Annotated in this window: 31 protein-coding genes and 2 tRNA genes; 30 read left to right on the top strand and 3 right to left on the bottom strand. The window is 69.5% G+C overall.

Annotated features, from left to right (window positions below; translation table 11 throughout):
• Positions 1-393 (top strand): C40 family peptidase (locus BI06_RS23555; RefSeq protein WP_043471180.1); only part of this gene is annotated, 393 nt, incomplete at its 5' end.
• Between the two features lie 97 nt (positions 394-490).
• Here BI06_RS23555 and BI06_RS23550 read toward each other — a convergent pair.
• Both BI06_RS23550 and BI06_RS23545 read right to left on the bottom strand, forming a co-directional pair.
• Positions 491-1,018, bottom strand: a complete 528-nt coding sequence (locus tag BI06_RS23550; protein ID WP_030393702.1) for a hypothetical protein — start codon at positions 1,016-1,018, stop codon at positions 491-493.
• A 42-nt stretch (positions 1,019-1,060) separates the two neighbouring features.
• Positions 1,061-1,684 (bottom strand): hypothetical protein, encoded by a 624-nt coding sequence (locus tag BI06_RS23545; protein ID WP_199523346.1) that lies wholly within the window; start codon positions 1,682-1,684, stop codon positions 1,061-1,063.
• A 164-nt stretch (positions 1,685-1,848) separates the two neighbouring features.
• Between BI06_RS23545 and BI06_RS23540 the strand changes: the two genes are divergently transcribed.
• Complete coding sequence (locus BI06_RS23540; protein ID WP_051741656.1) at positions 1,849-3,153, top strand: GNAT family N-acetyltransferase; 1,305 nt, start codon at positions 1,849-1,851, stop codon at positions 3,151-3,153.
• A 79-nt stretch (positions 3,154-3,232) separates the two neighbouring features.
• Here BI06_RS23540 and BI06_RS23535 read toward each other — a convergent pair whose 3' ends face one another.
• On the bottom strand, positions 3,233-3,703 hold the full coding sequence (locus BI06_RS23535; protein WP_233290262.1) for a TetR family transcriptional regulator C-terminal domain-containing protein: 471 nt from the start codon (positions 3,701-3,703) through the stop codon (positions 3,233-3,235).
• Between the two features lie 103 nt (positions 3,704-3,806).
• Between BI06_RS23535 and BI06_RS23530 the strand changes: the two genes are divergently transcribed.
• The 28 genes from BI06_RS23530 (at position 3,807) to BI06_RS23395 (ending at position 26,859) form a co-directional block, all read left to right on the top strand.
• Positions 3,807-5,708 carry a recombinase family protein gene (locus BI06_RS23530; RefSeq protein WP_158516457.1) on the top strand — a complete coding sequence of 634 codons (1,902 nt, stop codon included), beginning with the start codon at positions 3,807-3,809 and terminating at the stop codon, positions 5,706-5,708.
• A 450-nt stretch (positions 5,709-6,158) separates the two neighbouring features.
• A tRNA-Glu gene (locus tag BI06_RS23525) sits at positions 6,159-6,230 on the top strand.
• A gap of 29 nt (positions 6,231-6,259) precedes the next feature.
• Positions 6,260-6,334, top strand: a tRNA-Leu gene (locus tag BI06_RS23520).
• 152 nt (positions 6,335-6,486) lie between these two features.
• Positions 6,487-6,618: a hypothetical protein gene (locus BI06_RS54760; protein WP_255360245.1), complete on the top strand. Its 132-nt coding sequence runs from the start codon at positions 6,487-6,489 to the stop codon at positions 6,616-6,618.
• A 610-nt stretch (positions 6,619-7,228) separates the two neighbouring features.
• Entirely contained in the window at positions 7,229-7,675 is a 447-nt protein-coding gene (locus tag BI06_RS23515) for a hypothetical protein (RefSeq protein ID WP_051741654.1), read from the top strand.
• Complete coding sequence (locus BI06_RS23510; RefSeq protein ID WP_043471167.1) at positions 7,675-9,312, top strand: terminase large subunit; 1,638 nt, start codon at positions 7,675-7,677, stop codon at positions 9,310-9,312. Before BI06_RS23515 ends, BI06_RS23510 begins: the two co-directional genes overlap by 1 nt.
• 124 nt (positions 9,313-9,436) lie before the next feature.
• Positions 9,437-10,720 carry a phage portal protein gene (locus BI06_RS23505; RefSeq protein ID WP_233290261.1) on the top strand — a complete coding sequence of 428 codons (1,284 nt, stop codon included), beginning with the start codon at positions 9,437-9,439 and terminating at the stop codon, positions 10,718-10,720.
• Complete coding sequence (locus tag BI06_RS23500) at positions 10,717-11,502, top strand: hypothetical protein (protein ID WP_043471164.1); 786 nt, start codon at positions 10,717-10,719, stop codon at positions 11,500-11,502. The genes BI06_RS23505 and BI06_RS23500 overlap by 4 nt, the downstream gene beginning before the upstream one ends.
• Positions 11,480-11,995, top strand: a complete 516-nt coding sequence (locus BI06_RS23495; protein ID WP_051741650.1) for a DUF4355 domain-containing protein — start codon at positions 11,480-11,482, stop codon at positions 11,993-11,995. The genes BI06_RS23500 and BI06_RS23495 overlap by 23 nt, the downstream gene beginning before the upstream one ends.
• 18 nt (positions 11,996-12,013) lie before the next feature.
• Complete coding sequence (locus BI06_RS23490; RefSeq protein WP_043471161.1) at positions 12,014-12,898, top strand: P22 phage major capsid protein family protein; 885 nt, start codon at positions 12,014-12,016, stop codon at positions 12,896-12,898.
• An 81-nt stretch (positions 12,899-12,979) separates the two neighbouring features.
• Entirely contained in the window at positions 12,980-13,357 is a 378-nt protein-coding gene (locus tag BI06_RS48305) for a hypothetical protein (RefSeq protein ID WP_043471158.1), read from the top strand.
• On the top strand, positions 13,345-13,701 hold the full coding sequence (locus BI06_RS23480; RefSeq protein ID WP_043471156.1) for a hypothetical protein: 357 nt from the start codon (positions 13,345-13,347) through the stop codon (positions 13,699-13,701). Before BI06_RS48305 ends, BI06_RS23480 begins: the two co-directional genes overlap by 13 nt.
• A complete protein-coding gene (locus BI06_RS23475) occupies positions 13,694-14,002 on the top strand; it encodes a hypothetical protein (protein ID WP_149030451.1) in 309 nt (102 codons plus the stop codon). The genes BI06_RS23480 and BI06_RS23475 overlap by 8 nt, the downstream gene beginning before the upstream one ends.
• On the top strand, positions 14,003-14,374 hold the full coding sequence (locus BI06_RS23470) for a hypothetical protein (protein ID WP_051741648.1): 372 nt from the start codon (positions 14,003-14,005) through the stop codon (positions 14,372-14,374).
• 34 nt (positions 14,375-14,408) lie between these two features.
• Positions 14,409-14,984: a hypothetical protein gene (locus tag BI06_RS23465; RefSeq protein ID WP_043471150.1), complete on the top strand. Its 576-nt coding sequence runs from the start codon at positions 14,409-14,411 to the stop codon at positions 14,982-14,984.
• Positions 14,985-15,102: 118 nt separating this feature from the next.
• Positions 15,103-15,405, top strand: a complete 303-nt coding sequence (locus tag BI06_RS23460; protein ID WP_043471147.1) for a hypothetical protein — start codon at positions 15,103-15,105, stop codon at positions 15,403-15,405.
• A 497-nt stretch (positions 15,406-15,902) separates the two neighbouring features.
• Positions 15,903-18,395, top strand: a complete 2,493-nt coding sequence (locus BI06_RS48300) for a phage tail tape measure protein (RefSeq protein ID WP_149030450.1) — start codon at positions 15,903-15,905, stop codon at positions 18,393-18,395.
• Between the two features lie 31 nt (positions 18,396-18,426).
• The gene (locus tag BI06_RS23445) at positions 18,427-19,617 is read left to right on the top strand and encodes a phage tail domain-containing protein (RefSeq protein ID WP_149030449.1); all 1,191 of its coding nucleotides are present in this window, start codon (positions 18,427-18,429) and stop codon (positions 19,615-19,617) included.
• Positions 19,618-19,630: 13 nt separating this feature from the next.
• Positions 19,631-20,734 (top strand): hypothetical protein, encoded by a 1,104-nt coding sequence (locus tag BI06_RS51075; protein WP_043471144.1) that lies wholly within the window; start codon positions 19,631-19,633, stop codon positions 20,732-20,734.
• On the top strand, positions 20,692-21,849 hold the full coding sequence (locus tag BI06_RS23435) for a hypothetical protein (RefSeq protein WP_158516456.1): 1,158 nt from the start codon (positions 20,692-20,694) through the stop codon (positions 21,847-21,849). The genes BI06_RS51075 and BI06_RS23435 overlap by 43 nt, the downstream gene beginning before the upstream one ends.
• Positions 21,836-22,336: a hypothetical protein gene (locus BI06_RS23430; RefSeq protein ID WP_043471138.1), complete on the top strand. Its 501-nt coding sequence runs from the start codon at positions 21,836-21,838 to the stop codon at positions 22,334-22,336. The genes BI06_RS23435 and BI06_RS23430 overlap by 14 nt, the downstream gene beginning before the upstream one ends.
• 9 nt (positions 22,337-22,345) lie before the next feature.
• Positions 22,346-22,621 (top strand): hypothetical protein, encoded by a 276-nt coding sequence (locus BI06_RS23425; protein WP_043471136.1) that lies wholly within the window; start codon positions 22,346-22,348, stop codon positions 22,619-22,621.
• Positions 22,622-22,713: 92 nt separating this feature from the next.
• Positions 22,714-23,712 (top strand): LysM peptidoglycan-binding domain-containing protein, encoded by a 999-nt coding sequence (locus BI06_RS23420; protein ID WP_043471133.1) that lies wholly within the window; start codon positions 22,714-22,716, stop codon positions 23,710-23,712.
• 81 nt (positions 23,713-23,793) lie between these two features.
• Positions 23,794-23,967: a hypothetical protein gene (locus BI06_RS23415; protein ID WP_233290260.1), complete on the top strand. Its 174-nt coding sequence runs from the start codon at positions 23,794-23,796 to the stop codon at positions 23,965-23,967.
• Positions 23,968-24,014: 47 nt separating this feature from the next.
• Entirely contained in the window at positions 24,015-24,260 is a 246-nt protein-coding gene (locus tag BI06_RS23410) for a hypothetical protein (RefSeq protein WP_043471127.1), read from the top strand.
• A 47-nt stretch (positions 24,261-24,307) separates the two neighbouring features.
• Positions 24,308-24,859, top strand: coding sequence for a hypothetical protein (locus BI06_RS23405; protein WP_043471125.1), 552 nt, complete (start codon positions 24,308-24,310; stop codon positions 24,857-24,859).
• 200 nt (positions 24,860-25,059) lie between these two features.
• Positions 25,060-26,568, top strand: a complete 1,509-nt coding sequence (locus tag BI06_RS23400; protein ID WP_043471122.1) for a hypothetical protein — start codon at positions 25,060-25,062, stop codon at positions 26,566-26,568.
• Positions 26,569-26,640: 72 nt separating this feature from the next.
• Positions 26,641-26,859 carry a hypothetical protein gene (locus BI06_RS23395; protein WP_043471119.1) on the top strand — a complete coding sequence of 73 codons (219 nt, stop codon included), beginning with the start codon at positions 26,641-26,643 and terminating at the stop codon, positions 26,857-26,859.
• Positions 26,860-26,913 lie beyond the last annotated feature (54 nt).

The following is a 26,913-nucleotide window of genomic DNA, read 5'->3' as shown; positions in this document are numbered from 1 at the left end:
GCACCCCCGGCCGGGCGGCCCTGGTCCGCGGAGGGCGCGGCCTCCGCCGTGGCCTTCGCCCGCGCCAGGATCGGCCTGCCCTACATCTGGGGCGGCGAGGGCCCGGCCGGCTACGACTGCTCCGGGCTGACCATGATGGCCTGGCGCGAGGGCGGCAAGCGGCTCAACCACTTCGCCGCCGACCAGTACGCGCAGTCCACCCCGGTCACCTACCGCCAGCTGCGCCCCGGCGACCTGGTCTTCTGGAGCGCCACCGGCCGCGCCGCCGACATCCACCACGTCGGCCTCTACATCGGCGACGACCAGATGATCGAGGCCCCCCGGGTCGGGATGCCGGTCAAGCAGGCCAGTCTCTGGATCATGGGCACCCCGGACTTCTACGCCCGCCCCTGACCGGCCGCCGCCCGGCCGTGGGTTCTCGAACTCGGCTGCGCCTTCTCACGAGCCCTTCGCCGTGGCTGCGCGCGCGAAGAGCGGGTGGGACACGGAGTCAGCGGCAGAGATCCATGATCGTGTCGTCGAAGTCGGGGAACTCCCGGGTTGCTTGCTCGATGACGGCAGCGGGCAGCTGCTGCCGGTCGGGGGCGAACCGTTCCGCGACGGCCCTGAGCTCCGGGTTGGGCTGCGGCACCCAGCCGGGCTCGTACAAGAAGGCTGCTTCCCAGGGGCCGAAGCCGCCGGCCAGCAGCCACAGGAAGTCGCCCAGGTCGCGCGCCAGTACGCCGGTCTCGCCTTCGGAGCCGAGGAAGACGACGGGCTGGTCGATGAGCGGGCGGCCTGGGCGGACCAGCCAGAACGCCGCGTATCCACCCGTGCCGTCCTGACCGAACACACGGAAGTCGTCACCGTTCAACTCCGTGTTGCCGGTCCAGGCCCGGAGCCAGTCGGTGGTGTCCTCGGCGGACCGGAAGTCCGGGAAGGGCTCGAAGTCGATCCCCTTGCCGTCGTCGTAGTCGAACGGAACCGCCAGGGCGGCGGCGAGTGCGACAGGGAGCTGTCGATCACTGGTGTCAGTCACGTGGAGAGGCTAGCCACGACCACTGTCATCCGCCGGGGACCGTCACGGCGTCGGCGGTCGCAGGTCCAGGGCCTCGGCGAGGGCGGCGGTGACCGGGCCGGCGTGATCGGGCAGGTGGTGGGCGGCCCACCCGGCGGCCAGGGTGTGGAAGGCCGTCAGGTCGCGCTCGACGCCGGCGAGCAGGCGGCGGGCCTCGGCGGCCGGGAGCTCGATCACCGGGCCGTCGTCCAGCTCCGCGTCGACGAGGAGGCGGACGGTGTCGCCCACCCGTTCGACCTGGGCGACGGGGTCGTGCCCGAACCAGGTCGCGCCGCCGCCGTCGAGCACGTCGAACCAGTCGCGCCACTCGTCGATCCCCGCACAGCAGCCCGGCAGGAAGGTGGTGCCGGTGGCGCTGTCCGTCACCCTCAGCCCGCCGGCCGCGTACAGCGAGTCGAAGGTGAGCAGCCCGTGCAGGAAGGAGTCGAGCGGCTCGCGCGGGCGGGGCGGGCGGCGGGGGCGGTGCCAGGGCTCGGGGTCGAGGTCGTTGAAGCCGGCGATGCGCATCACCGCCGTGCCCACCTCGGCCGGGGTGAGCCGGCCGTGCAGCGTCAGGTACGGGTCGACCTCGGCGACCGGCCAGAGTTCGAAGCCGTCGGGGTCCCAGTAGTCCAGCACGGGCTGCATCACGATCACCCGGGCCAGTGTTCCGCAGGCCCGGGGCGTCCCGCACCGGGATTTCGCGCGTGGGGCCGTGGCGGGAGCCGGGTTCCGGGCGGTCTGTCAGGGGCGGCGTCCAGGGGCGGAATAAATCGGATGCCGTCGCCGAAACCCCGCCGTACCGTGGGCGGATGGGCAACGAGACGAACGGCGGGCCCCGGGAGCCGGGCAGCGGCCGACCGGGCGAGCGGACCGACGGGATCGAGATCCGCGCGATCGGCGAGGACGAGGTCGAGGCGTGGGACCGCGCGCTGGCCCTGGGTTTCCTGCGCTCGCACATCGGCCGGGCGACGGAGTACCGCCGTCGGCAGTGGGAGCCGGGCCGGATGGTCGGGGCGCTGGCCGACGGCCGGTTCGTGGCCACCTTCCGCAGCTTCGACACCGAGCTGACCGTCCCCGGCGGCGCGGTCGTCACGGCCGACGCGATCACCGCCGTCACCGTGACCGCCACCCACCGACGGCGCGGCCTGCTCCGCCGGATGATGACCGCGGACCTCGAGGCCGCCCGGGAGCGCGGCGTCCCGGTCGCGATCCTGATCGCCGCCGAGTACAACATCTACGGCCGCTACGGCTTCGGCCCCGCGACCCGGGGCCACGGCTGGAACATCGACCTGCTCCGGGCCGGCGGCCTGCGGGACGGCCTGCCCACCGTGCCCGGCGGGCGGATCGACCTGGTCGAGATGGCGGAGCTGCGCAAGATCGGCCCCGAGCTGTTCGACCGCTGGCGGGTCACCCAGGCCGGTGTGATCGCCCGGGACGAGCTGATCTGGCAGCGGTCGACCGGCGAGATCGAGGTGCCCGGCTTCGACTGGAAGGAGCCGTTCGCGGCCGTCCACCGGGACGCCGACGGCACCCCGACCGGTCTGGCCGTCTACCGGATCGACGACGAGTGGGACGGCTCCTACCCGAACTGCACGCTCACCCTCGTCGACCTGTTCGCCCTCGACCGGCCCACCGCCACCGAGCTGTGGCGGTTCGTCTGCTCGATCGACTGGGTCCGCAAGGTCGTGGTCGAGAACGTCGGCCCGGACGACCCGCTGCCGGTGCTGCTGAACGACCCGCGGGCCGCGACGCCGCACGTCGACAACGCCGACTACATGTGGCTGCGGGTGCTCGACATCGAGGCCGCGTTCAACGCCCGGACGTACGGCGCGGCCGGTCGCACGGTGCTGGAGGTCGACGACCCGGCGGGCTACGTGGCCGGGCGCTGGGCGGTCGAGGTCGCCGAGGACGGCACCGGCCGCTGCGTCCGGACGGCCGACGAACCCGATCTGGCGCTGGACGCCTCGGCGCTGGGCGCGCTCTACCTGGGCGGCGAGACGCTGCCGAGGCTCGCCGTGGCCGGGCTGGTCACCGAGCTGCGCCCCGGCGCGGCGGCGGCCGCGGACCTGCTGTTCCGCACGCCGCTGTCGGCCTGGAACATCGACGGATTCTGAGTCGCCCGCACCGCCGGGAAACGGCCGGTCCGCTTTCCGCGGGCCGGCCTTTCGCTTGGCCGAGTGCCGTTTCCTCGCGCTATTTGACGGCGGTCTTCCCGATGGTGGGAAGAATGAAGTCCTGGATGAGCCCCTTGGCGTCGCGGACGATCGGCCGGAACACCCGGTAGCGCGAGAGGTTGATCACCCGGGCTGCCATGGGGGTGGACCGGCGGACGAATTCCCGGGTGCGCTCGGTGTCCTCGGTCCGGTCGAAGACCCAGTAGAGGACGACGACCATGAGGTGCAGCCAGAGCACGTCGGGCAGCAGCTCGACCAGTTCGGCGTCCAGCTTCGGTGCCAGGTCCGAGCCCTGCAGCACGTCGCGGAACAGCGCGACCGCGGTGGCCCGGGCCGGGTGCGACTCGTTGGAGAACGGGCTCAGGGCGCTGGTGGGGTCGGCCGCCGTCCGGAAGAACTGCGCGGCGAACTCGTGGTACGGGGCCGCCGTGTCGAGCCAGGAGACCAGGGCGATTTCCAGGCGCTCGGCGAAGTCCCGGGTATCGGCCATGCGATTCCTGGCGTCCGCCGCATGGTCGTACGTCATCCGGTCGTAGAAACCCTGGATGAGAAATTCTTTACTACTCCAACAGAGGTCTAGTACGGTCCTGACCATGGGAAACACCGAAACCAAGGCGCTGCACTGCCCCGCCGAGTGGGTAGAGATGATCGAACGGGCCATGTCTCAGGCCCTGCCCGCGCCCCGAATAGCCGGGCCCGACACCGTGCGAGTCGGCCTGATGATCCGCCAGTCCAAGGCCCGCGAGTACGAGATGCGGAAGAACCCGGACGGCACCGTAACCAAGGTGCGCAGCGACAACAGCCCCCGGGCGCAGCTTGACGGGGCGCTGCACCTGGTGAAGGCCCCGACTCACGCCGGCTGGCATGTGGCCCCGGAGCACGTGTTCGCCGACATCGGCGTGTCCGGGTGGGCCCCTGGTGTGAAGCGGCCCGGGTACGACGGAATGATGGAGGCCGTCACGAGTGGACTCCTGGACGTCGTAATCGTCTGGTCCCTGTCCCGGCTGTCCCGCAAGGGCGCGCTTGATGTCCTGTCGGTCATTGACGTTTTCGCCAAGCATGGCGTGCGGTTGGTTTCTGTCACCGAGCCGTGGCTTGACACCGACCCCAATAACCCGGTCGGTCAGGCGATTTTGGGTCTGACGGCCGCCCTGGCGGCGCAGGAATCCAACCAGAAATCGGTGTACATTACTGCGGCGCTGGACCAGATTCGCCAGCGTGGCGGCCACGTTTCCGGTATGGCGCCGTACGGACTTGAAATCGACCGCATCCTTGTCGACGGGGTAAAGGTCGGAAAGCTCAAGCCGAAGTTCGGGGACGAGGAAAATGCGCTTCCCAGTGATCACGTTCTGGACATCATCAATTACCGCCGTTTCAAGAGGATGACCGAGGACGAAATCTGCCTCAAGCTCAAGGAGCGGGGAATTAAGACTTCTCGCGGTAAAGAGGATTGGAACCGGCAGGCGGTTTATAAGATCCTCCGCGACCCTCGGTATGCCGGGTACTCCATTGAGCCCACGACGAAGATAGAAACGGACGAGGACGGGAACAAGAAGCGGACCCCGACCACATTCCTGCCTCAGATCATGTACGGGCCTGATGGGGAACCGGTGATGTTGCATGAGGGAATCATCACCCCCGAGGAATGGTGGGAGTTGCAGGAACTGATGGGCCGGGACGCTAAGAGCGTCACGCGTCGCAAGGAGCGGGACGGCGACGACTGGGTTGGTGTCTTCACCCGGCAGCGCATCCTCACCTGCCATGTGTGTGGGCGCCCCATGCAGAGCAACCCGGGCAGCGGCAAGAACAAGTACCCGTTCTATACCTGCAACACGGGCCCTGGAGGCCCCAAGGGGGCGGGGAAGCACAGCCAGGGCGTTACGGCCCGCCAGGTTGAGGAGCACCTGCCCCGTATGGCCTTCCAGCGCCTCTACGGCATGGACCAGACCGACCCCGAGGACCAGGCGTTCATCTCCACCGTGGCTCGCCGGTTTGCGGCCCAGGCCGATGGCGGTGAAAAGGCGGGCAAGCTCAAGGCGGCCAAGAAGGAACTTGAGCACGTACAGGGGGCGCTGACCAACCTTGCGGCGGACCGAGAGGCGGGTGTCTACACGGGCCCGACGATGGAAAAGCAGTACCGCGCTTCCGTGAAGCGCCTCACGGCTTCTGAGGCCCGGCTGATCAGCAAGATTGACCACCTTGAGGCCGAGCTAAACGGGCCGGTCGAATTGCCGTCCGAATGGTTCTCGGCGGAGCGCCAAGCCGACCCAATCGGCAAGGATTCCGCCTGGTCCAAGTGGGATTTGGACACACGCCGCGACTTCGTGGCCATGATGCTGGACAAGGTGGAGGTCAAGCCTGTCGGGCGCAAGGGCAACCACATGCCGGTGGTGGATCGTCTCGAAGTCTTCTGGGCTGGAACCTGTGAGGACGAGGACGAGGCGGACAAAAAGGGGCAGGTAGCGGACGAGATGGAGCAGGTAGAGGCCGTGTAAGCGCCTGACCGGTGGCCCGGATCGCAGAGCAACATCTGTGATCCGGGCCACTTCCCTGTCCGGGCCCGGCCGGTGGCCGAGGCGGACGGCGCGAGCGGCTCCCAAGCGCAGAGTCACCACAGGTCACAGGAGGTGAGAATAAGGGCTGTAGAGATGTATTGATGTAGCTATGAACAACATCTAGCAACCACCCTAAGAGAGTCCGGCCTGTGTCCTCTGTGGGGCAAACCCGGAACCCCTTGCAGAACAGCATTCGTGCACGCGGCCCGCCCGCGCCGAGCCTTTACCACCCCCCATTAATCTCTCTGTAAGCGGGAAACGCGCGTGCGCGCAGTAACGCATGCGGCACCCTTTCCCGATCAGCCCCCGCCCGCTTCCTTGGGCGCTCCCTGCGGTAAGTCGCGTCTCTCCGGCGCACGCCGGTTGAGCGCTCGCCAGGGCGGGGGTTTTGGTGCCCTCGGCTAACGGTTAGGCCGCCCGCCTCTCACGCGGGTAGTGGGGGTTCGAATCCCCCGGGCACCGCATCGCAGTGTGAGATCTCACCCTGCCCTGTCCCGGTAGTCCAACCCGGCAGAGACGACGGCCTTAGACGCCGTGCGATGGGGGTTCGAATCCCTCTCGGGACACCCGTAGGAGGAACCCCTTGCCCGGTACGTCCGGACGCCCTGGCGTGTCCGTGGTGAAGCCCTCGGCCCCCAAGCCCGTACAGCCCAAGCCTGCCCCGCCTCGGGTCGCTGCACCGCCCATCGTGGTCGTGCCTCACCCCGTGGTGGTCCCCGTGGTCAGCGCCCCTGTGGTGCACCACCACGAGCCTGGCCGGCTGTCGGGGTGGGACGTGCTCGGCATGGTCATGGCCATGGCCCTGGTGGTCACCGTGCTGTGGCTGGTCGCCCGTCGGTGGTGGGACTGAGTGCCCGGCTGGCAGGGCAGTGACCGGGCCAAGCGACTGCCCCGTGACTGGGCCACCCGCCGCCGGTTCGTGATGGACCGGGCAGGCTGGCGCTGTCAGTGGATACGCACCGACACGGGCGGACGCTGCCCCGAGCTGGCAACGGACTGCGACCACATCACCCCTGGCGACAACCACGACGTGGCCAACTTGCAAGCCCTGTGCGGCTATCACCACTCGGTGAAGTCCGGGCGCGAGGGCCGTGCGGGCAGTGACGCGGACCGGGCCCCTGGTGGCCGATGGTCACGGATGCGTGAGCTTCCGAAGCATCCCGGTTACGCAGGGTAGTGGGGGAGGACTCCCCTCCCTTCCTCCCCTATCGCTACGCCATAGCAGGAATCGGCCTGGCTACGGGTCTGGGACTTCCGATCTGATCTTTCGGTCACCCGCTGTGACCTGGCCTTTCGGCCGGTTGCCCCGGGTGGCTTACGCGCGCGTGCACGTAACGCGCGCACGTGAGCGGGCCCCTGGCGGGCGTACAGCGCCCCCGGGCGGGATTCCTCGGCCGGGCCCCTCAACGGGCCGCAGACGGCCGTACAGGACTCCGCCCGCACCCAAGGAAGGGGGCCGCTTGGCTGGCTTCGGGCCCCCGCCCAAGACCAACGCCCGCAGGACCAACGCCGACACGTTCGACCAGGACGTTGCCGAGGTCACCGCGGAATCCGTCGCCGCTCCCGAACTCCCCACGCCGAAGCGCTGGTTGTCGGCCACCCGGACGTGGTGGACCACCTGGTCTACCGCCCCGCAGGCCGCCGTGTTCGTCGGGACGGACTGGCAACGGCTGGTCATGCTGCTGCCGCTGGTCGACGGCTACCACCGCGAGAAGGACCCACTCCGCGCCGCCAAGCTGCTGGCCGAGATCCGGCAGAACGAACAGTCCCTCGGTGCAACGCACTTGGACCGACTTCGCGCCCGCATCAAGGTCGCCGGCTCGGCCGAGGGCCCCGGCGAAGCCGTGGGCCAGGGCGCCGAGGTCATTGACCTGGCGGACTACGCCGCCATGTTCGGGGGCGCCTAGTGCAGACCGGCAACCTTCCGTCCGGCCTGCCCGAGCGCACCCTTGGCTGGCACGTCATCGCCTGGTGCTCCCGGTACATCCGCCAGCCGGACGGCGAACACGCGGGCCGCCCTTGGCGGTTCACGCGCGAGCAGGTCACGTTCGTGCTCTGGTTCTACGCGCTGGACGACGCCGGGCGCTTCGCCTACCGCCGCGCGATCCTGCGCCGCTCCAAGGGCTGGGGAAAGTCGCCCTTGCTCGCTGCGCTGGCCATCGTGGAATTCATCGGCCCATGCCGACCGAGCCCCGGGCAATTCGTTCGTGACCCGTTCGGGAATCTCCACCCCGCCGGGCGCTCCGAGAACGCGCCGCACGTCCAGATGGCCGCTGTTTCCGTACAGCAGGCGTATAACACAATGGATGCGGTACGCGGAATGTTGGTCGAATCCCCGGCCGTACGGGATTACAACCTTGACGTCGGCAAGACCGTCATTCAATTTGCTGACGGCCGCCCCGGGAAGATTGAGCCGGTAACGGCTTCGAGTGCTTCCCTTGAAGGCGCCCGACCGACATTTGTAGTTGCGGACGAAATCCATCACTGGACGAAATCCACGGGCGGGTTCGCCATGGCCCGAGTGCTGTCCCGAAATCTCGGGAAAAGGCCCGGGGGCATGGCGCGCATGGTCATGACGACCAACGCCCACGCCCCGGGTGAGAACTCGGTTGGCGAGCAGGAATACGACGCGTTCATTGATATCAAGATGGGCAAGGCCCGTCGGACGAATGACGTTCTGTACGACTGCCGCGAGGCGCCGCCGGATTTCGACATGGCCGACGCGGACCAGCTCCGCGAGGCCCTGCGGGTTGCGTACGGGGATTCGACGTGGGTCGACCTCGGCCGAGTCATGGCCGAGATCTACGACCCCACGTCCGACCCCTCGGAGATGCGGCGCTTCTACTGCAACCACGTGGTCGCCAGTAGCGATTCGTGGTTGGACCCGGCCGAGGTGGACGCCGTGGTCCTGGCCGGCCTCGGTGGTGCCCCGGAGCCTGGCGCCCTGGTGGCGCTCGGGTTCGACGGGAGCAAGAGCGACGACGCTACCGCCCTGGTGGGCGTCGACGTGGAGACCGGCCATGCGTGGGTTGTGGGCGTCTGGGAACGCCCGGACGGGCCCGACGCGATCGGCTGGGAGGTTCCCCGGCCCGACGTGGACAAGGCCGTCCGCGACACCTTCGAGAACTTCGACGTGGTGGCGTTCAACGCCGATGTCGCGTTCTGGGAAAGCTACGTCGACCAGTGGGCCGAGGACTTCCGGGAACACCTTTTCACCAAGGCCAGCCCCAAGCACTCGGTCGCATTCGACATGCGCAACCGGCTGCGGGATTTCACCCGCGCCGCCGAGGCGACCCACGCCGCCATTGTCGAGGGCGCTCTTTCCATTGAGGACCACCCGTCGCTGATCCGGCATCTCAAGAATGCCAGGCGCCGGCCGAACAACTACGGCATCGGATTCGGCAAGCAGTCCCGTGAATCACCCCACAAGGTGGACGCCGCGGCTGCTTTTGTCCTGGCCCGAGAAGCCCGACGCACGGCCCTTGAGGCCGGAGTCATTGAAAAGAGGGCCCGAAAGGCGCCCGGCACGTTCGTGAGTTTCTAGGGAGTTTCACCTTTTGGCGGGAGCACTTGACGTGCTGCCCGGTGCTCTCGCCATTCGATCGGCGGAGTCTGCCCGGGTCCAGCGAATAGCAAGCGCCCTGCGTGGCGAATTCCGCGAGTCGTACATGCCCAAGACGTACGACCGCGAATACAAGGTAATGCGGGAACGGGCAATCGCGAACTGGCTTCCCCTGGTGGTCGACGTGACCGCCGAGAACCTGTTCGTGGAGGGCTTCCGCCGTCCCGACTCGGGCGACGACCTGTCCGTCTGGGACATCTGGCAGGCCAACCGCTTGCAGATGCACCAGACCGTTGTTCACCGCTCCGCGCTGGCCTACGGCGTCAGCTACGTCACCGTCCGCCCCGGCGACCCGTTCCCGGTCATCCAGTCGGCCCCGTCGACCAGTTGGACCGTGCACTACGCCGAACCCGGCGACGAGTGGCCCGTGTGGGCCCTGCGCCGGATGCGCTCGGTGCCGATGTCCGACGACTCGGACGGCACGCTGTTTGAGCTGTGGGACGCCGATACGGTGACGTTCGTCCGGGTGCCCGGCGACGGGTCCAGCCTGGACGACCCCTCGGCCGTCGAGATCCACGAACAGCCCGTCCCGCACGGCCTCGGCGTCTGCCCGGTCGTCCGGTTCGTCAACAGGCTGCCGATGGACGACGGCGCCGTCCCGGTCGGCGAAGTTGAGCCGCTGATCCCCATTCAGGAACGGCTCAACGAAACCACCCTCGGCCTGTTGATGGCACAGAACTACTCGGCGTTCCGTCAGCGTTGGGCCACCGGCCTGGCGATCCCGCGCGACCCGACCACCGGCCAGGCCGTCGAACCGTTTTCCGCCGCCGTGAACCGGCTGTGGATGACCGACAGTCCCACCGCGCAGTTCGGGGAGTTCGGCCAGACCGACCTGTCCGGGTTCCTCAACTCGATTGAGGCCGGAGTCCGGGGCATGGCCGCCATCGCCCAGGTGCCCGTGCACACGCTGCTTGGCTCCCTAGTGAACCTCTCCGCCGAGGCCCTGACAGCCGCGCAGGACGGCCTACGCCACAAGGTGGACGAACGCCGGACCCTGTTCGGTGAGTCGTGGGCTCAGGTTCTCCGCCTGGCCGCAGCAGCAGCCGGCGACCTGGCCACCGCCGAGGACACGTCCGCCCGCATCGTCTGGCGCGACACCGAGTCCCGGTCCCTGCCCGCCACCGTGGACGGCCTCGGCAAGGCCGCGCAGATGCTCGGCATTCCGCCCGAGGGCCTGTGGTCGCGCATCCCCGGCGTCACCGCTGCGGACATCGCGTACTGGCGAACCCTCAAGGACAACGCCGCCGTCGCCGGGGCCATGGCCCAGTTCTTCACCGGGTCCCCGGGCGTGGACGGCCCTGTCCCGGCCGCGCAGGGCCTGGCCGCATGACGGCCGCCACCGAGCTGGCACAGGCCCTCACGCGGGCGCACGGCGCCGCACAGGGCGGGATCGTCTCGGGCGCCCTACGGCGTGTGCTCACGCTGTGGGGCGTCCTGGACATCGAGAACCTGGACGACTCGTTCGCCGAGTATCTGCGCCTGGCCGAACCGGTGTTGGCCGAGGCCAAACACAACTCGGCCAGAGCAGCGGCCGGTTACTACGACATGCTGCGGGCCGCCGAGGGTGTCCCCGGGACCAGCCCGGCCGGGCGCTTCCTGGCCGACCTGGTGACCTCGGGCGAGATGGAGTTGAGCCTTGGGCCGATCGGCCCGGCCTACATCCGCAAGGCCCTGGACGGGGGCATGACCTTCGAGCAGGCCGCCCGCGCCGCGTGGGTCAAACAGTCCGGCCAGATGTCACACAGCATCCTCGGCGGCTCCCGCGACACCATCGCCCACCGCATCGAACGCGACGACCGCGCTATCGGATACCAGCGCGCCCCGTTCGACCGGAATTGCTGCGCGTTCTGCGGCGTCCTGGCCAGCCGAGGCGCCGTCTACAAGGCCCGTGGCGCCGCCATCACCGCCAAGAACGGCAAGCGCTATCACGACCACTGTCGGTGCCAGCCGCAGCCCGTGTTCCGGGCCGGTACGCCGCTGTCCGACGCGGGCCAGCGATTCCACAAGCTCTACGCCGACCACGGCGACATGAACGAGGTCCGCCGCCACCTGGACGGCCGGACCACCAAGGCAGAGACGGAGAAACCGAGTGGCGGAAGCGCCGACGACTGAGACCACCCCGGCCCCCGAGGCGACCGCCCCGGAGCCCACCCCGGCGCCCACGCCGGCTGTCCCCTCGGCCCCGGCCCTGACGGCCGCCGAGCTGGAGACCTACAAGTCGGCCGTCGCCGAGCTCAAGGCCCTCAAGGATGCTCAGCTCAGCGAGCAGGAGCGCGCCCAGCAGGCCGCCAAGGACGCCGCCGACCGGGCCGCCGCAGCAGAGGCCGAGCTTGCCGACCTGCGGGCCGCACAGACGCGCGCCAAGGTCGCCACCGAGCACGGCCTACCGGCCGCCCTGGCGGACCGCCTCAAGGGCGCCACCGCCGAGGAGCTGGCCGCCGACGCCAAGGCCCTGGCCGACCTGCTCAAGGGGGCCGCGACCCCGAACCTGCGGACCCGTCCCACCCCGACCGTTCCGACCGGCGGCGCCGTCGACAACGGCACCACGGGCGACATCGACCCCATGAAGCTGGCGGCCACCGTGCTGGCCCGCCGCCTCGGCTAAGAAAGGCCCTAACTCCCTTTGGCTGACCACGCTTTCAACCTGGCCAAGGTCTATTCCAAGGCAGCTATCCCGCTGCTCAAGGAACAGCTCGTCCTAGGCCGTCTCGTCTTCCGCGACGCCGAGCGCGATTTCGTCGGCGGTGTCGGCACCGTCGTGAACATCAAGAAGCCCGGCGCCCTGGTCGCGCGAGAGACCACGCTCAAGAACAAGGCGTCCATCACCACGGACACCGTGACCGAGGGCACCACCCCGGTCGCCATCGACCGGCACGTCTACTCGGCCGTCGACCTCACCGAGGAGGACGCCAACCTCAACGTCGAGGATTACGCGAGTCAGATCCTTGACCCGCAGGTTCAGGCCGTCGCCGACAAGGTCGAGGCGAACCTTGCCACCGAGATGAACAAGGTTCCGGCGGGCGCCGGTTCGCTGCTGATCGACGCCGCGAACCCGTCCAGCGCCTACAAGGCGATCAAGGACGCCGGTATCGCGTTCGACAAGCGGAAGATCAACCGGACCGGTCGCATCCTGGTCGTCTCGCCGGACATCCTGTCCGTTCTTCTGGAGGACGACAAGATCATCCGCCTGGACGCTGCGGGTGAGGGCGGCGCCCTGCGGGATGCCAACATCGGCCGCCTGTCCGGCTGGAACCTGTTCCTGTCCAACCAGATCAACGGCGCGATCGGCTTCACCAAGGAGGCGTTCGCGCTGGTCGTCCGCGCGCCGCGCAAGCCCGAGGGCGCGACTTTCGCCGCCTCGGCCGACGGCCAGGGCTACGCGCTGCGGTACCTGCGGGACTACAACTCGGACACCCTGACGGACCGTTCCGTCGTGTCCACCCTCATGGGCGTCAGCACCCTGGACGCCAACCGCGCCATCGGTCTGAAGCTCAAGCCCGCCGCGTAACACCCCCGGGGGTCAGTGTGAGATCTCACGCTGGCCCCCGCCGAGTTGGGCGGAGGGCCCCTGTACGCAACCGCTGACGACGTGTCGGCCCGCCGTCCCGTTCCCCTCGGGGACGCCGAGCGGGCCCGGGTGGCGATCCTCTGTGAGGACGCGTCCGCCCTGATCCTGGCCGAGGCCGGGACGCCCCTGCCCGAGGCCGCCCTACCGGTCGCCAAGGTCCTGGTCGTGCGCATGGTCGGCCGGGCGCTGGACAACCCCGGCGGGTTCACGGCCGAGACCATCGGCAGTTACAGCTACCAGCGCGACGCCTCGGCGTCAGCCGGCCTCGGCCTGACCGAGGACGAACGCGCCCAACTGCGGCGCCTGGTGGGCCTGCCGCAGACGGCCAGCCCCAAGGTCGGTCTCGGCTACGACCGGTGCGACCGACGCACCGTCACGGATGTGGGGTGGCCGGACTGATACCGCCCGCCCTGCTGCCGCACCGAGTGCTGGTCGAGAGACCGGGCCGCAGGACGGACCGGTACGGCGCGTCCGTGGACGACTGGTCCACGTCGACCCGCGCCGAGTACCCCGCGTGGATCGAGGACCAGGGCGCCGAGCTGTTCGGCCGCCCCGCCCCCGGCGGGTACCGGTCCAGCCTGCTGGTCCTGCCACCGGACGCGGACCTGTCCCTGTCCGACCGCATCACGGTCGACGGCCAGACCTACCAACTCGCCCGTCCCGCACGGCTTGTGAGGACGGCCGCGGGGCCCCACCACGTCGAGGCCGAACTGACCAACTACGAGGGGGTCAAACGTGCCTGACGTACGCGTGGAGATCGACGCCGCTTCGCTGGACGCCGTCGCGCAGGACCCCGAGATCCTGGCCGTCCTGGTCCGCAAGGCCCAGGAGGTCAAGGCCAAGGCCGAGGCCATCGCCCCGCGCCAATCTGGCGACTACGCGGGCAAGTTCAAACTCCGCTCCGGAGTGAAGAACGGCAAGGCGTTCGCGCAGGTCGCCAACACCGACCCCGCCGCCAACATCATCGAACTCGGCGCCCGGGGCGGGAAGAACCCGAAACACCGCGTGCTCGGCCGGGCCTTGCAGTCCATCCGGGAGGACTAGTTGATCGTCTTCCCCGACGCCGAGGCCCTGGCCCTGGCCCACCTGCGGACCGCACTTCCCGACCTGCGCGGCGGCACCGAGCTGCCCGCCCTCGCCGACGGCCGCATGTTCCTGGTGGTCGGCCGGACGGGCGGGTCCATGACCTGGCCCGTACTCGACACCGCCGCCCTTGACCTTGAGGTGTGGGGCCCCGACCGGGCCGACGCCCACGACGCCCTACAAGCCGTCCTAGGCGCCCTGCTGGCACTCGACCGCCAGCCCGGCCCCATCGCCTCCGTGCGGGTGACTTCCGCCCCGCAATACGCCCCCGACGCCATCACCGGCGAACCGCGCTGGCTGGCATCCATCGACCTGGCCACGCGGGCGACCTGATCGGAGTAACCCCCTGCCCACCAGCACCACCCCGATGTTCCAGCCCGAGCTAACCCGTGTCGCTACCGGGGGCGCCCTCTACAAGGCACCGCTCGGCACCCCTCTCCCCGCCGCAGGCGTGACCACCGACCTGACCAAGTGGACCAGCCTCGGCACCTTCACTGACGACGGCGTGTCCCATGAATTTTCCGAGGACACCGACGAGATCACGTCCTGGCAGAACGGCGTAGTGCGGACCCTGGTCAAGGGCCGCAAGCTCACCCTCAAGGTGTCCGCCCTGGAGTCCAGCAAGGCCGTCCTAGAGACGTTCTACGGCTCCGCCCTGACGGCCGGTGGCGACTCCAAGTCCGGTGTCCTGGACATCAAGGCGACCGTCAGCCGGCCCCGGGAAACGTACCTGTTCGAGTGGCAGGACGCCGTAGGCCAGATGTGGCGCCTTTACATCCCCGTCGGCCAGGTCAGCGACGTGGAATCGCCCAGCTTCAAGAACACCGAGGCCGTCACGTGGGGGTTCACCCTCTCCGCCCTCGGCAACGCCGGTTCCCTGGCCCAGTGGCAGATCACCGACGCCCCGGTCCTCACTGCGGCCGGGATCACCGTCACCCCGTAACGGGTGGCGCCAACTCCCCGAGGCGGCCCCGTGATGCGGGTCCGGGGCCCCTCGGGGGCAGCGTGAGATCTCACACTGCCGACCCGCAACGACCCGCAGCACCACAGGAGATACCTACTTGAGCAAGCCCAACGGCGCCCGCTACCGCCTGGCCACCCTGCGGCAGAACGCCGCCGCCCGCCTCGGTGGCGACACCATCGAGTTCGAGGCCCCGGACGGCGCCGAGTTCGCCATCCCCGCCCCGGGATTCTGGGACGACGACGTGAAGCTGTGCATCAAGGCCGGTGACGACGTGGGCATGGCCCGCGCACTACTCGCGGACCGCTACGAGGAGTTCCGCCAGGCCGGTGGCCGCGCGGACGACCTCGGCCTACTGTTCCGCGCCTACGCCGAGGGCCAGGACTCCACCGTGGGGGAATAACGGCGCTCGCCGACTACCTCACCGAGCACTACCCGGACCTGGACGCCGACTTTCGGCGCCTGTACCGGCTCGACCTACACACGGACGTGGGCACCCACGCCCTGACGTGGGGCCGCTTCCGGGACCTGCTGGCACGGCTCCCCGCCGACTCCTGCCACGTGCGGGCGCTCTCGGGTGAGGACGTGGGCGAGTGGACCCTTGACCGCCACCTGTTGGCATCTCAAATCGACCACATGCGGTCGACCAATTGGCTTATCGGCGCCCTTCTGGTGGCGCTCGGAGGGGCGAGGAAGAATCCCGTTCCCGAACCGTCTCCCGTTCCCCGCCCCGGGGTCGAGGCGAAGAAGCCGAACGAAAGCAGGGGATTCATGGCACTGGCCGCCCGAATGGGCCAGCGCCCGCTAATTCGATAGGTGGTGAGCGTGCCCGGTCGGGGTAATGCAATTCGGGCCGGGTCCGCTTACGTAGATATTCGCGCGGGTGACACATCCCATTTGGTGAGTGGTGTCACCGACGCCGCGCGGGAGGCCGGTCACCGGGCCAGCAACGAGCTTGAGTCCACCATGGGCGAGGCGCCCGGAGGAAAGTCCGGCCAGGGATTCGCCGCCGGTTTCGGCGGAAAGCTCAAGGCCGGAATAGCCGGGGCCGCCCTCGCAGCCGGCGCCCTGCTCGCACAGGGCATCGGGGACGCGCTGGAACACGGCGCCATCAAGAGCCGTCTACAGGCCCAGCTAGGCACCACAAACGAGGCCGCGGCCTCGGCCGGAAAGGTCGCCGGAAAGCTCTACGCAAAGGGCGTCACCGAAGATTTCCAGACGGCCGCCGACACCATCAAGGCCGTCATGCAGTCCGGCATTGCACCGCCGGGCGCGACGACCGAGCAGCTACAGGCCATCTCCACGAAGGTGGCCGATGTCGCCGGGGTCTTCGACCAGGACCTTGGCGGGGTCACAAACGCGGTTTCGCAGATGCTGCGGACCGGCCTGGCGCCGAATGCCGAGGCCGCCCTTGATGTTCTGACCAAGGGATTTCAGAACGGCACGAACAAGGCCGACGATCTCGTTGACACGTTCAACGAATACGGCGTCCAGTTCCAAAAGCTCGGCCTTGACGGACCGGCCGCCCTCGGCCTGATATCGCAGGCCGTACAGGCAGGCGCGCGGGATTCCGACGTAGCGGCTGATGCCCTCAAGGAATTCTCTATCCGGGCCATTGACGGAAGCAAGACGACCGCCGAGGGATTCAAGGCCCTCGGGCTGGACGCCGAGGACATGGCCGTCAAGATCGGCCAGGGTGGAAAGACGGCCAGCGACGGCCTTGCGCTGACGCTCCAAAAGCTCAAGGAAATACCCGATCCCGTCGCCCGGTCGCAGGCCGCCGTAGCACTTTTCGGAACTCAGAGCGAAGATCTCGGGGCCGCGCTCTACGCGATGGACCCGAGCAATGCCGTTGCGGCGCTCGGGGAAGTCGGCGGCGCCGCCGAGAAGATGGGCAACACCCTTCGGGATAATGCCCAAAGCAAGATCGAGGTTTTCAAGCGCAGCATTTCCGAGGGCGTCACCAACGCCGTCGGTGGCTACCTCATCCCGTGGGTTGAGCGTGGCGCCTCGGTCGTCGGTAGCGTCCTTGGCCCGGCCTTCACCAAGGGCCGGGAGGTCGCCACCGAGCTGTTCAGCGGCATCGGTTCCGGCTCCGGGATCGTCTCCGAGGTCGGCGGCAAGCTGTCGTCCCTGGCGGACACGGCCAAGGTCTACGTCCTGCCCGCCGTGCAGGGCCTCGGGGACGTGGTGGTCGGCAAGCTGCTGCCCGCGTACCAGTCCGTCGCCTCGGCCCTGGCCACGGGTTTTCTGCCGCTGTTCCGTACGGTCGGCAGCATCCTGACGGACACCGTGTTCCCGGCCGTGATGCGGGTCTACGGCGCCGTCTACGAGAACTTGACGCCCATCGTCTCGGCTGCCGCCGACGTGATCCGCCAGTACGTCGCCCCCGGCGTCCAGATGCTCGGCGAGAAGCTGACCGAGGTCTACGTCAAGGCACAGCCCGTGATCTCGGTCGTTGTGACCGTCACGGAGGCCGTGGCCAAGTTCGCCGCCCGACTGCTCGGCGAGGTCATCCCGCCCGTCCTGCGCTTCGCAGGTGAAGTGCTCGGAAGCCTGTTCAACGCCCTTGGAACTGCCATCAGTTGGGTCGGCAACGTCATCGACTGGGTGGTCCGCTTCGGCCGCGGAATCGCCGACGCGGCGGGCGCTGTCGGCCGGTTCGCCGGCTCGGTGTCCGACCACTTCAACAGCTTCAAGTCGACTGTCTCGAACGGCTGTTCCGAGGCCGTGTCCTACGTGGCTGCACTGCCAGGCCGTGCGCTCTCGGCGCTGTCCAGCCTCGGCAGCTACCTGGCGCGCGCCGGACGCGACGGGTTCAACGACATGAAGGGCGCCGTAACTGACGGCGCCGGAAAGGTCGTTGAGGAGGCCAAGGCCCTGCCCGGCAAGGTCGCAACGGGCATCGGCAACCTGGGATCGCTGCTGGTCGGCGAGGGCCGCCACGTGGTCGAGGGCCTGTGGCAGGGCATCCAGAACGCCGGTGGCTGGATCAAGGACAAGGTGTCCGGGTTCGTCAGCTCCGTGATCCCCGGCCCCATCCGGGACGCCCTCGGCATCCACTCCCCGTCCCGCGTCACCGCCGAACTCGGCATGTGGGCAGGTCGGGGCCTGGTGGTCGGCCTTGAGGCCACCGCCCCCGAGATGCGCCGCACCGCCGAGGGATACGCCCTCGGTATGGCCGACGCCCTCACCACCGGCCCCCGCGCCGTCCCGGCCCTGGCGGGCGGCACCGCCCCCGCCCTGGCGCGCGACGCCATCGGCACGACCGACGGGGCCAGCGTCAGATCTAACGCTGCCGGGGGCGGGGTCACGGTCAACGTCCGCACCGACGCGGACCCCTACGAGATCGGCCGGGCCATCGCGTGGGACACCCGATACGGAGGGAGGTAACCGCTTGGCAGTGGCCGCCCCGGTCATCACCTTGACCGGAGTCACTGAGTCCACCGTCACCATCACCATCACGGCCCCCGTGGCGGGCGCGACCCGCTACGCGGCCCGGGTGGTCACCCTCTCGGGTACCCCCGTGGCCCACGACAGCATCACAAGCCAGTTCACCGGCCCCAAGGCGCTGACGCTCGGCAACGACTCGGCGGGCAACGCTGCGGACTACCCGCTGAATGCGGGCACCGCCTACCGGGTCGAGTGCAAGGCCGGGGACGCCACCACGTGGGGCCCGTGGTCCGCACAGGTCGAGTTCACCACGACCGGCAACCCACCCCCGCCGCCGGTCCTACCCATGCCCGAGACCGGCGTCACGATGTCGTTCGCCGCCGAGTCCTGGACCGCCCACTACGGCGGCGTCCTGCTCGGCGGCCCCTCGGCCATCGTGCTGCAAGAGGTCACCGGCCTGCTGGACGCACCCGAGGTGCGCAGCAGCGACAAGGCCCTGTTGCAGCGCGACGGCCTGGCCACCGGAACGGACTACCTCGGCGGGCGCATCGTCCACCTGGCGTTCGTCGTCCTGGACGGCCCCAAGAACGTCGAGGACACCCTTGCAGCGTTCCAGCCCGGCGGCCCCCTACGGCCGTTCCGCTTCTCCTTCCCCGGGGTGGCCGGAGGGGCTGGCCGGCTGCTGGCCAAGGTCCGCAAGCGAGACGTTCGCCTGGACCAGTCGTACGCCTACGGGGCGGTCCGGGTGGCCGTCGAACTGTTCTGCCCGGACCCGCTGTTGTACGCGGACACCGAGGCCACGACCAAGGTGTTGCCAATCACCCCGCGCGGGTCCGTGAAGATCTTCCCTCTCAAGTTCCCGTTCGGGTTCATGAAGTCGGGCGCCGTCGGCATGGCGGCCCCGGTCCCCATCACCGTGGCGGGCAACACCACGACCTGGCCCACGTACACCATCACCGGCCCCGTGTCGTCCCCGAGCATCACCAACCGGTCCACGTCCGAGCGCATCACGGTGCAGATCGACGTACCGCCGCGCGAGGTGCTGACCATCGACACCCGCAGCCGCGCCGTCCTGCTCAACGGCGCGTCCCGCTACGGGAACCTCACCGCGGAATCGGTCTGGTTCCCACTCCGCCCCGGCGTCAACGACCTGGTCCTTGACGACCTGTTGGGCGACAAGTCCCGTACCGCAGTGGCGCGCTGGCGCTCTGCCTGGCTCTGAGAGAGGTACCCGCATGCCTGGCGGACTCCGCGCCCCGCTCTACCTCAACAAGGGGGAGTACAGCCCGTCCGACTTCCGGTCCCTGCTCACCGACGTACGCGGCACAACCGTGGGCGTCGTCCCCGGCGCCGCCGCCGACGGCCTCAAGGTCTCGGCAGTGTCCGGCAGTTCGGCGCGCGTCGCGGTAGCCGGCGGCCGGGCCTGGATTCCCGCCACCTCGGCCGGAGTGCGCAACCCGCGTGAGAGCTTCTACGTCGAACTCCCCGCCCCCGGCGTCGCGTTCAACCTGGCAACCCCGAGCGCCAGCGCCGACCGCTGGGACCTGATCGTTGCCCGGGTGTCCACCGACACCGACGCAACCGCCTTCGCCGAGGTGCCCCTTGCCACCTTCGTGCCCGGCGACCTGACGGCCGGATGGACGCTGGACGTCGTCAAGGGCACGGACGGCGGGGCCGTTCCCTCGGTCCCGTTCGACAGCTACCTGATCCTGGCCAAGATCAAGGTCCGCAAGGGCTCAACGTCTCTGTCGGCCACCGACATCGAGGACGTGCGGTACACCACCGCCGGACAGAGTGACCCCACCGTCCTGGCCCCGATCCGCACGGCCGCCGGACAGGGCGTCGCGGCGGTCGCCACCAGCCAGGCCCGAGGCGGACTCATCTACTCCACCGATGAGGACCGCCTGTACGTCAAGGGCGCCACCGACGCCCGGCCGGTGACCTACCGGCCCACCGTGTTCATGTTCTGCACCGGCAAGGGCGCCACCGGCTGGTGGGGCGCCGACGCCCCCGGCGGCGGTAACGGACGCATGCTCATGTTCGACGGCCCGGCCGCCCCGTATGACCGGATCGGCATCCTGTCCTACCAGATGCGCTACTCCTGCCCGCCCGGCCGCGAAGGCTGGACCTCGGCGTGGGTCCTGTCCAACGGCGTGTTCCAGTGGGAGAGCATGCGCAGCTACATGAACACGGGTGGCGTCCACGCCGGTACCGCCCAGGTGCAGATCCCGAAGAACACCGCCCTGGCCGTCTACATCTACCTGTACTCGCAGGGCGGTTCGCACCAGTTCGACGAGTGGCAGAGCAACGGCCAGATGACCGTGATTCCCGCCGAGTAGGAGGAACCTCGCACTACCGCGTCATCTTCGCCGAGTTTCTTTCCGGCCAGGTCTGGGGCGAACTCCCCGTCTCGGATCTCCAGTTCACGCGCACGCTCAACGCCCCGGGCGCCGCCAGCATCAAGGTCCCCCTCGCAGCCGGCCCGCTCGACTTTCAGGCCCTCCAACCCTGGCGGGTCCTGGTCTACATCCAGCGCGGCGGCCAAGTCCTGTGGGGCGGACCGCTGGTGTCCTACGGCGTCGACCTCGGCGCCGAGGAAGTCACCCTCTCGTGCCTCGGCCTGTGGGCCTACTACCGGCGCCGCGTCATCAACTACACGTCCACGCACACCCAGCGGGACCAAGCGCTGATCGTGCGCACCCTGCTGCGGGACTTCGGGGACGGGACGGGCGCCTACCCGTGGAACACCGGACCCAAGGCGCTGACCCTGGACGACTCGTTCACCACGGGCGTCCTGCGGGACCGGACGTACTGGCGCCACGAGTGGAAGAACCTCGGCCAGGCCGTCGAGGACATGGCCGCCGTGGCGAACGGCTTCGATTTCCGCATTGACCCGGCCTGGTCGGCCGGTCGCCTGGTCAACCGGTTCGTCATGAGCTACCCGACCACGGGTGAGCCCACGTCCGTGGTCCTGGACCACGGCGCCACCTGCGATGTCACGGCGTTCACCGTCGACGGCTCGAACGTCGCCACCGAGGCCACCGCCACCGGGGCCGGGGACGCGGAGGCCCAGCTTGCGACGTGGTGGTACGACCTGGAACACGAGACGGACGCCAGCCGGCGAATCCCGCGTCTGGCCACGGTGCAGTCCCGCACCGACGTGACCGACGTGGGCACCCTGGCCGAGTACGCCCAGCAGGCCATCAGCGAGGGCTCAACGCCCCTGGTGGTCCCGGCCGTTCGGCTCTACCCCGGGCAGTACCCGGGCACCGGTGACCTGGCCGTGGGCCAGCTGGTCCAAGTCCGCGCCAGCGTCGCCGGGTGGCCCGCCGTGAACGGCACATACAAGATCACCGAGATAACGACGCGGGTCGACAGCAGCGGAGAGGACACCGCGCTGATGCTCGCTCCCAAGGGGGTTTTCGATCGTGTCGGCAGCTATGCACGCCCCTGACCTCGGCGCCGACCTGGCCGCCCTGCGCGCCCGTCTGGACCGGCTGGAACGCACCCCTGGCCGAGGCGCCCGGGACGAACACTGCCCGGTCAGTACCTACCCCTGGTGGCCCGGCGGGTCCACCTTCAACCGGGTGCTTGAGTTCCCCATCGGCGGAGTCAACAACCCGGTCATCCGCTGTGAGTTCTACTACCAGCTCGGCGGCACGGGCGTGGTCGAGTTCCGCCTACGCGACTTCAGTTCCAACGCCACGACCACGGCCTACGCGGCGGGCATCGGCGGGAACCACCGCTTGCGCTGCGACTGGCTGTATCCCATGGGCGACGGGTTCGCCCGCCAGTCGACCACGTGGCGCCGGGTCGAGGTTCAAGCGCGGGTTGCCAGCGGCTCCCCGACCCTCGGCGTCTGGCCCAGCATCACCGTCGGCACACAGCTCTCTGTGGCCCCCAACGCCACCGCCGCCGGGTTCTTCACCATCGACCCGTAAGGGGACCCCGTGGACGGCCATTCCTTCACCCTGACCATCGTTCTTCCCGACGCCGACGTACGCGCGATCACCGCCTATTTCACCGGCGTTGACCCCGGCGTGGCCGACGACTTGGCCGTGTCCCGCGCCGGAGCGCAAGCCCTGCGCGCCGCCGAGCAAGCCGTTACGGCCCTGCTGCGGCGCGTCGCCGACTACCGGCCCCTGGCTGCCTCGGTGACCGTGCAGAACCCCACCACCGACCCCAACCCCGTGGTGCCGCTCACCGGACCGGCCGACCCTTCCTGACCCACTTCACCGAGGGGGCCAGTGTGAGATCTCACGCTGGCCCCTTTCGCATGCCCGAAAGGACCAGAACCCTGGCTACTGGCAACGACCTTGTGCGCGTCGCGTCCGCCGATATCGGCTACCGCGAGGGCCCGAACAACGATTCCAAGTACGGCCGCGCCTACGGCCTCAACTTCAATCCCTACTGCGACATGGCCGTGAGCCTGTGGGGCCAGGCCATCGGCGAGCGAAGCGCCGTCGGCTGGTTCGCCTACTGCCCCAGCCACGTGGCGTGGTTCAAGCAGCGCGGCCAGTGGCTCGGCCGCAACGCCTCGGTCGTCCCCGGGGACATCGTGTTCTTTTCGTGGGACGGCGGCCCCACCGCCGACCACGTGGGCGTGGTGCGTGCCGCGTCCACCGGTACCGCCGACGTGCCGACCGTCGAGGCCAACACGTCCAGCGGGCAGGCCGGTTCACAGTCCAACGGGGACGGCGTGTACGCGCGCACCCGCAGCCGGGCCTACATCCTTGGGTTCGGTCGCCCGGCCTACTCCGGCGGCGCCCCGTCGACCACCGGCCGTCACCGGATTACCAAGGGCCAGACCCTCGGCGGAATCGCCGCCGCCCTCGGCGTCTCGGTCGCCGTGCTGCTCGGCCTCAACCCGGACATCAAGAACCCGGACGTGGTGCGCGAGGGCCAGGAGATCAACGTTCCGGCCAAGCCGACCGCTCCGGGTGGTGGCAACTCGGCCTCGGGCGGGGACACTTCCGCACCGGCCCCGGCCCCGGCCCCGAACCCGCAGCCGGCGCCCGGCCCGGCCCCCAAGCCGCCCAAGCCGAGCACGGGCCGCTACGTGCCCCCGGCCTACCCGAACGGCATCGCGCCGAACAAGGCCCGGCCCTCGGCCCGACAGCTACAGGCCGCCCTCAAGGCGACCGGCTACATGCCCAAGTCCGTTGCAGCGGCGGACAACTACGGCCCCAAGACACAGTCCGCGGTGGCCAAGTGGCTGGACGCCCACCCGGCCTACAAGGAGCGCGGCAAGCGCTACGACCCGTCCATCGGGCCCAAGGGCTGGGCCGCCCTGTTCCGCCAGGCGTACGGCAGTTAAGGATGTGACCCCCTGACCGACCAGCCCGATTCCCTCGGCGTCCACATCTCCCCGAGGGAGATCTACGACCAGATCGTTGGCATGCGCGAGGACGTACGCGGCCTCACGCAGACCAGCGAATCCGTCCGCGCCGAACTGGCCGACCACGAGGACCGCCTACGCCAGATCGAACGCTGGCGCTACGCGGTTCCGGCCACCGTCGTCATGGGCCTCGGCACCGCCGTGGCCGAAGCAATCCGCATCGCATCCAAGTAGGGAGCACCACACTGAAGTTCACCGACACCATCAAGGCCAACCCGGTCATGGTCCGGTCCGTCATCGTGGCCGTCCTGTCCGCCCTCGGCGCGTTCGTGCCCGAGCTGGCCGGCGTCGAGGGCAACGAAACCGTCATCGGCCTGGCCGTCGCCGCCGTGGCCCTGGTCCTCGGCCGAGGCGCCCACAACCGGGTGACCCCCACCCACGTGGCCGACGCCCGCGAGGAGGCCGCCCTTGTCGCCGGTATGGCAGCGCGACGGGATGCCCTCGGCGACCCCGAGGCCACTCCTTAACCACCCCCCATCACCTCCCGTGGAACACGACCACGGGAGGCAGCAGCATGCGCGGAATCGGAATCATCGGCCGGGCCCGGACCGGCAAGGACACCATCGGCGAACGCCTGGTGACCAAGCACGGATTCGCCAGGGTGGCGTTCGCTGACCCGCTCAAGCGGGCCGTCCTGCGGACCAACCCGCTGTTCTCCCTGGACGGCAGGTACGGCCGGGCCCGCATCGCCGATTACGTGGACGAGTTCGGGTGGGAGCACGCCAAGGCCAACCCCGAGGTGCGGCGCACCTTGCAGGCGTTCGGCCAGAGCATCCGGGACATCGACTCGGGTTTCTGGATTCGCGCCGCCATGCGTCAGGCCCGCAACCTCGGCAAGGCCGGACGCCCCGTGGTCATCACGGACGTGAGGTACAGGAACGAGGCGACCGCCCTTCACGCGGCCGGGTTCGTCCTGGTCCACGTCGACCGGCCCGGCGTCACCCACCTGTCCCACGAGTCCGAGGGCGCCCTTGGCCCCGAGGATGCGCAGGTGGCCATCACCAACGATGGCACCCTTGCCGAGCTGCACGCCAAGGCCGACGACATCGCCAGCCGCATGCCGTGACCCCGCCCCCGTGGCGCACCCCTGACCGGGTGTGCTGCGGGGGCTTTTTCGCGTTCCGGCCCAGCGTTAGATCTCACGCTGCCACCATGGGGCGCCGGTCCGCACAGATGACCGAGCAGAGTTATTTGACTAACACTGCTCGGATGGTCCAAGATCAGAACACGCCGCCGGACGGACCGGGGCAACGAAAGGGAGGGACCATGTCCACCAAGGGCACCGACAAGGCAACTGTCCGCACTGCCAAGGATGCTGGCCACCAGGTCGGTACCGTGGGCAAGGGCGCGACGCCGCACGCGATCATCTTCAACAGCGAGCGTTCCGAGATCGAGGCGCTGTGCAACGGCAAGGCGGCGTCCCCGCTGCGGGCGGCCAAGCTCGGTGACGCGCTGTGCGTCAACTGCGGCAAGAAGCTGGTCGCCCTCGCTGCGGCGGCCCCGGTCGAGGAGCCCGCCGAGGCTGCGAAGCCCGAGGCCAAGCCGAAGCGCCGCCGGACCGCCAAGAAGGCTGAGGCCGCCCCCGAGGCCGCCGAGGCCGCCGAGGCCGCCGAGGCCGCCGAGCAGGCCCCGGCCGAGCCCGAGGGCCTGTTCCCCGCCGAGGACCCGGCCCCGGCCGATTCGCCGGCTGAGGGCGCCCCGGTCACTGCCGAGGCCCTGCGCAACGTCTGGTACCGCTACGAGAACACCGGGCGGGCCATCACCCGCGACCAGCTCTCTGAGATGCTGCCGGACGTGGCAGACCTTGAGTACGACGCAGACGGCGACCCGGCCGAGCACGTGTGGGACCAGCTGGCCGAGCTGGTCAACACCGCCGGTGAGGCGGGCGCCGACAAGTCCGGCCAGCCGATGGACTCGGACAACCTGCCGGTGGAGCGGACCCCGGAGAACATCCCGACCGTGATCCTGGCCGGGGTCGCGGACGCCGACCCGAACAGCGCGGACACCCCGCTTGAGGGCAAGGTCACGTCCCACGTCGAGAGCTTCCGCAGCATCAAGGCCGTGGTCGCCCTGGTGACCGAGGGCGCTGCCCTGGCCAAGCGCGTGGTCAGCGCGTCCAAGAAGGCCGAGGCCGGTCCCAAGCAGCTTGCCATCATGCAGCACCAGATCAAGCTGGAGATCCCCCGCGACAGCGACGGCTGGCCGGACCTCAAGGTCCAGCAGCAGCGCACCCGCGACGCGCTGGCCGCCATGTGGGACGAGGCCGGGTTGAAGGTCGTCAAGCCCAAGGACGGCGAGGAGATGGACCCGGCGTCCAAGGCGGCCCACAAGGTCCGGGGCGCGACCCGTGCGCACGGCAACGACGTGCGGGTCCTCTACCTGCGCGGCGTGATGGCCGACGAGGAGCAGCGCGCGAAGTTCCCCGGCGCCGAGTCGACCGAGGACCTGTTCGCCGGGTACGGCATCGAGGACGAGACGACCGCCGAGAAGCGGGAGCGCCAGGCCGCCGAGCGGGCAGGCCGGGCACAGGCCCCGGCCGAGGCCGCCAGCGACGCCGAGGGCGCCGAGGACGGGGGAGAGCAGCCCGCCCCCACCGAGCAGCCCCGGGACGGCGTGGCGATGCTCGCCAGCATCCGCGCGGCACTCGCCTCGGTCGACCTGGCAACGGCGCAGCCCAAGCCGGGAGCGGACCCCCTGGTGGAGCTGTGGGCGATCCGTGACCGGGTGGCCGAGCTGATCGGCCAGGTCGTCCCCGCCGAGAACGACGCCGAGTAGTTAGAACACCGACGGGCCCCCACTTACCATGACGGTAGGTGGGGGCCCGTTGCGTTATGAGAGGACCCCAAGGTGACCGAGCGGCGCCGCGTGATGCTGGACCTGACACGGGACGACCTGACCGGCGCCCTGCACTGTTTCCGCCTCGGCGCCGACCAGTGGGACGACCTGGCCCGTGATCCGGCGGCCCCCGAGTACCGCCGAGAGCTGGCCGAGGTGATGGCCGACAGCGCCCGGGAACTGGCCGAGAGGCTGCGCCGAGCGTGGGCCGAAGGGTTCCCGGTCCCGTAGGCCCCGCACGGCCGTTCTAGCCCCCGTCACGCCCCTTGAGGGTGGGCGGGGGCT

This window comes from Kitasatospora sp. MBT66, assembly GCF_000710405.2.
GTDB lineage: Bacteria > Actinomycetota > Actinomycetes > Streptomycetales > Streptomycetaceae > Kitasatospora > Kitasatospora purpeofusca.
Note: the sequence above shows the minus strand (reverse complement) of the source record. Positions and strands in the feature narration are given on the sequence as shown.

Excerpts from the sequence above, each read along its gene's own strand:
- BI06_RS23405 (WP_043471125.1), top strand. The coding sequence starts at position 24,308 with ATGCGCGGAATCGGAATCATCGGCCGGGCCCGGACCGGCAAGGACACC.
- BI06_RS23430 (WP_043471138.1), top strand. The coding sequence starts at position 21,836 with ATGCACGCCCCTGACCTCGGCGCCGACCTGGCCGCCCTGCGCGCCCGT.
- BI06_RS23465 (WP_043471150.1), top strand. The coding sequence starts at position 14,409 with ATGTTCCAGCCCGAGCTAACCCGTGTCGCTACCGGGGGCGCCCTCTAC.
- BI06_RS23535 (WP_233290262.1), bottom strand. The coding sequence starts at position 3,703 with ATGGCCGATACCCGGGACTTCGCCGAGCGCCTGGAAATCGCCCTGGTC.
- BI06_RS51075 (WP_043471144.1), top strand. The coding sequence starts at position 19,631 with ATGCCTGGCGGACTCCGCGCCCCGCTCTACCTCAACAAGGGGGAGTAC.
- BI06_RS23500 (WP_043471164.1), top strand. The coding sequence starts at position 10,717 with ATGACGGCCGCCACCGAGCTGGCACAGGCCCTCACGCGGGCGCACGGC.
- BI06_RS23400 (WP_043471122.1), top strand. The coding sequence starts at position 25,060 with ATGTCCACCAAGGGCACCGACAAGGCAACTGTCCGCACTGCCAAGGAT.
- BI06_RS23505 (WP_233290261.1), top strand. The coding sequence starts at position 9,437 with ATGCCCAAGACGTACGACCGCGAATACAAGGTAATGCGGGAACGGGCA.
- BI06_RS23540 (WP_051741656.1), top strand. The coding sequence starts at position 1,849 with ATGGGCAACGAGACGAACGGCGGGCCCCGGGAGCCGGGCAGCGGCCGA.
- BI06_RS23410 (WP_043471127.1), top strand. The coding sequence starts at position 24,015 with ATGGTCCGGTCCGTCATCGTGGCCGTCCTGTCCGCCCTCGGCGCGTTC.
- BI06_RS23415 (WP_233290260.1), top strand. The coding sequence starts at position 23,794 with ATGCGCGAGGACGTACGCGGCCTCACGCAGACCAGCGAATCCGTCCGC.
- BI06_RS23530 (WP_158516457.1), top strand. The coding sequence starts at position 3,807 with ATGGGAAACACCGAAACCAAGGCGCTGCACTGCCCCGCCGAGTGGGTA.
- BI06_RS23545 (WP_199523346.1), bottom strand. The coding sequence starts at position 1,684 with ATGCAGCCCGTGCTGGACTACTGGGACCCCGACGGCTTCGAACTCTGG.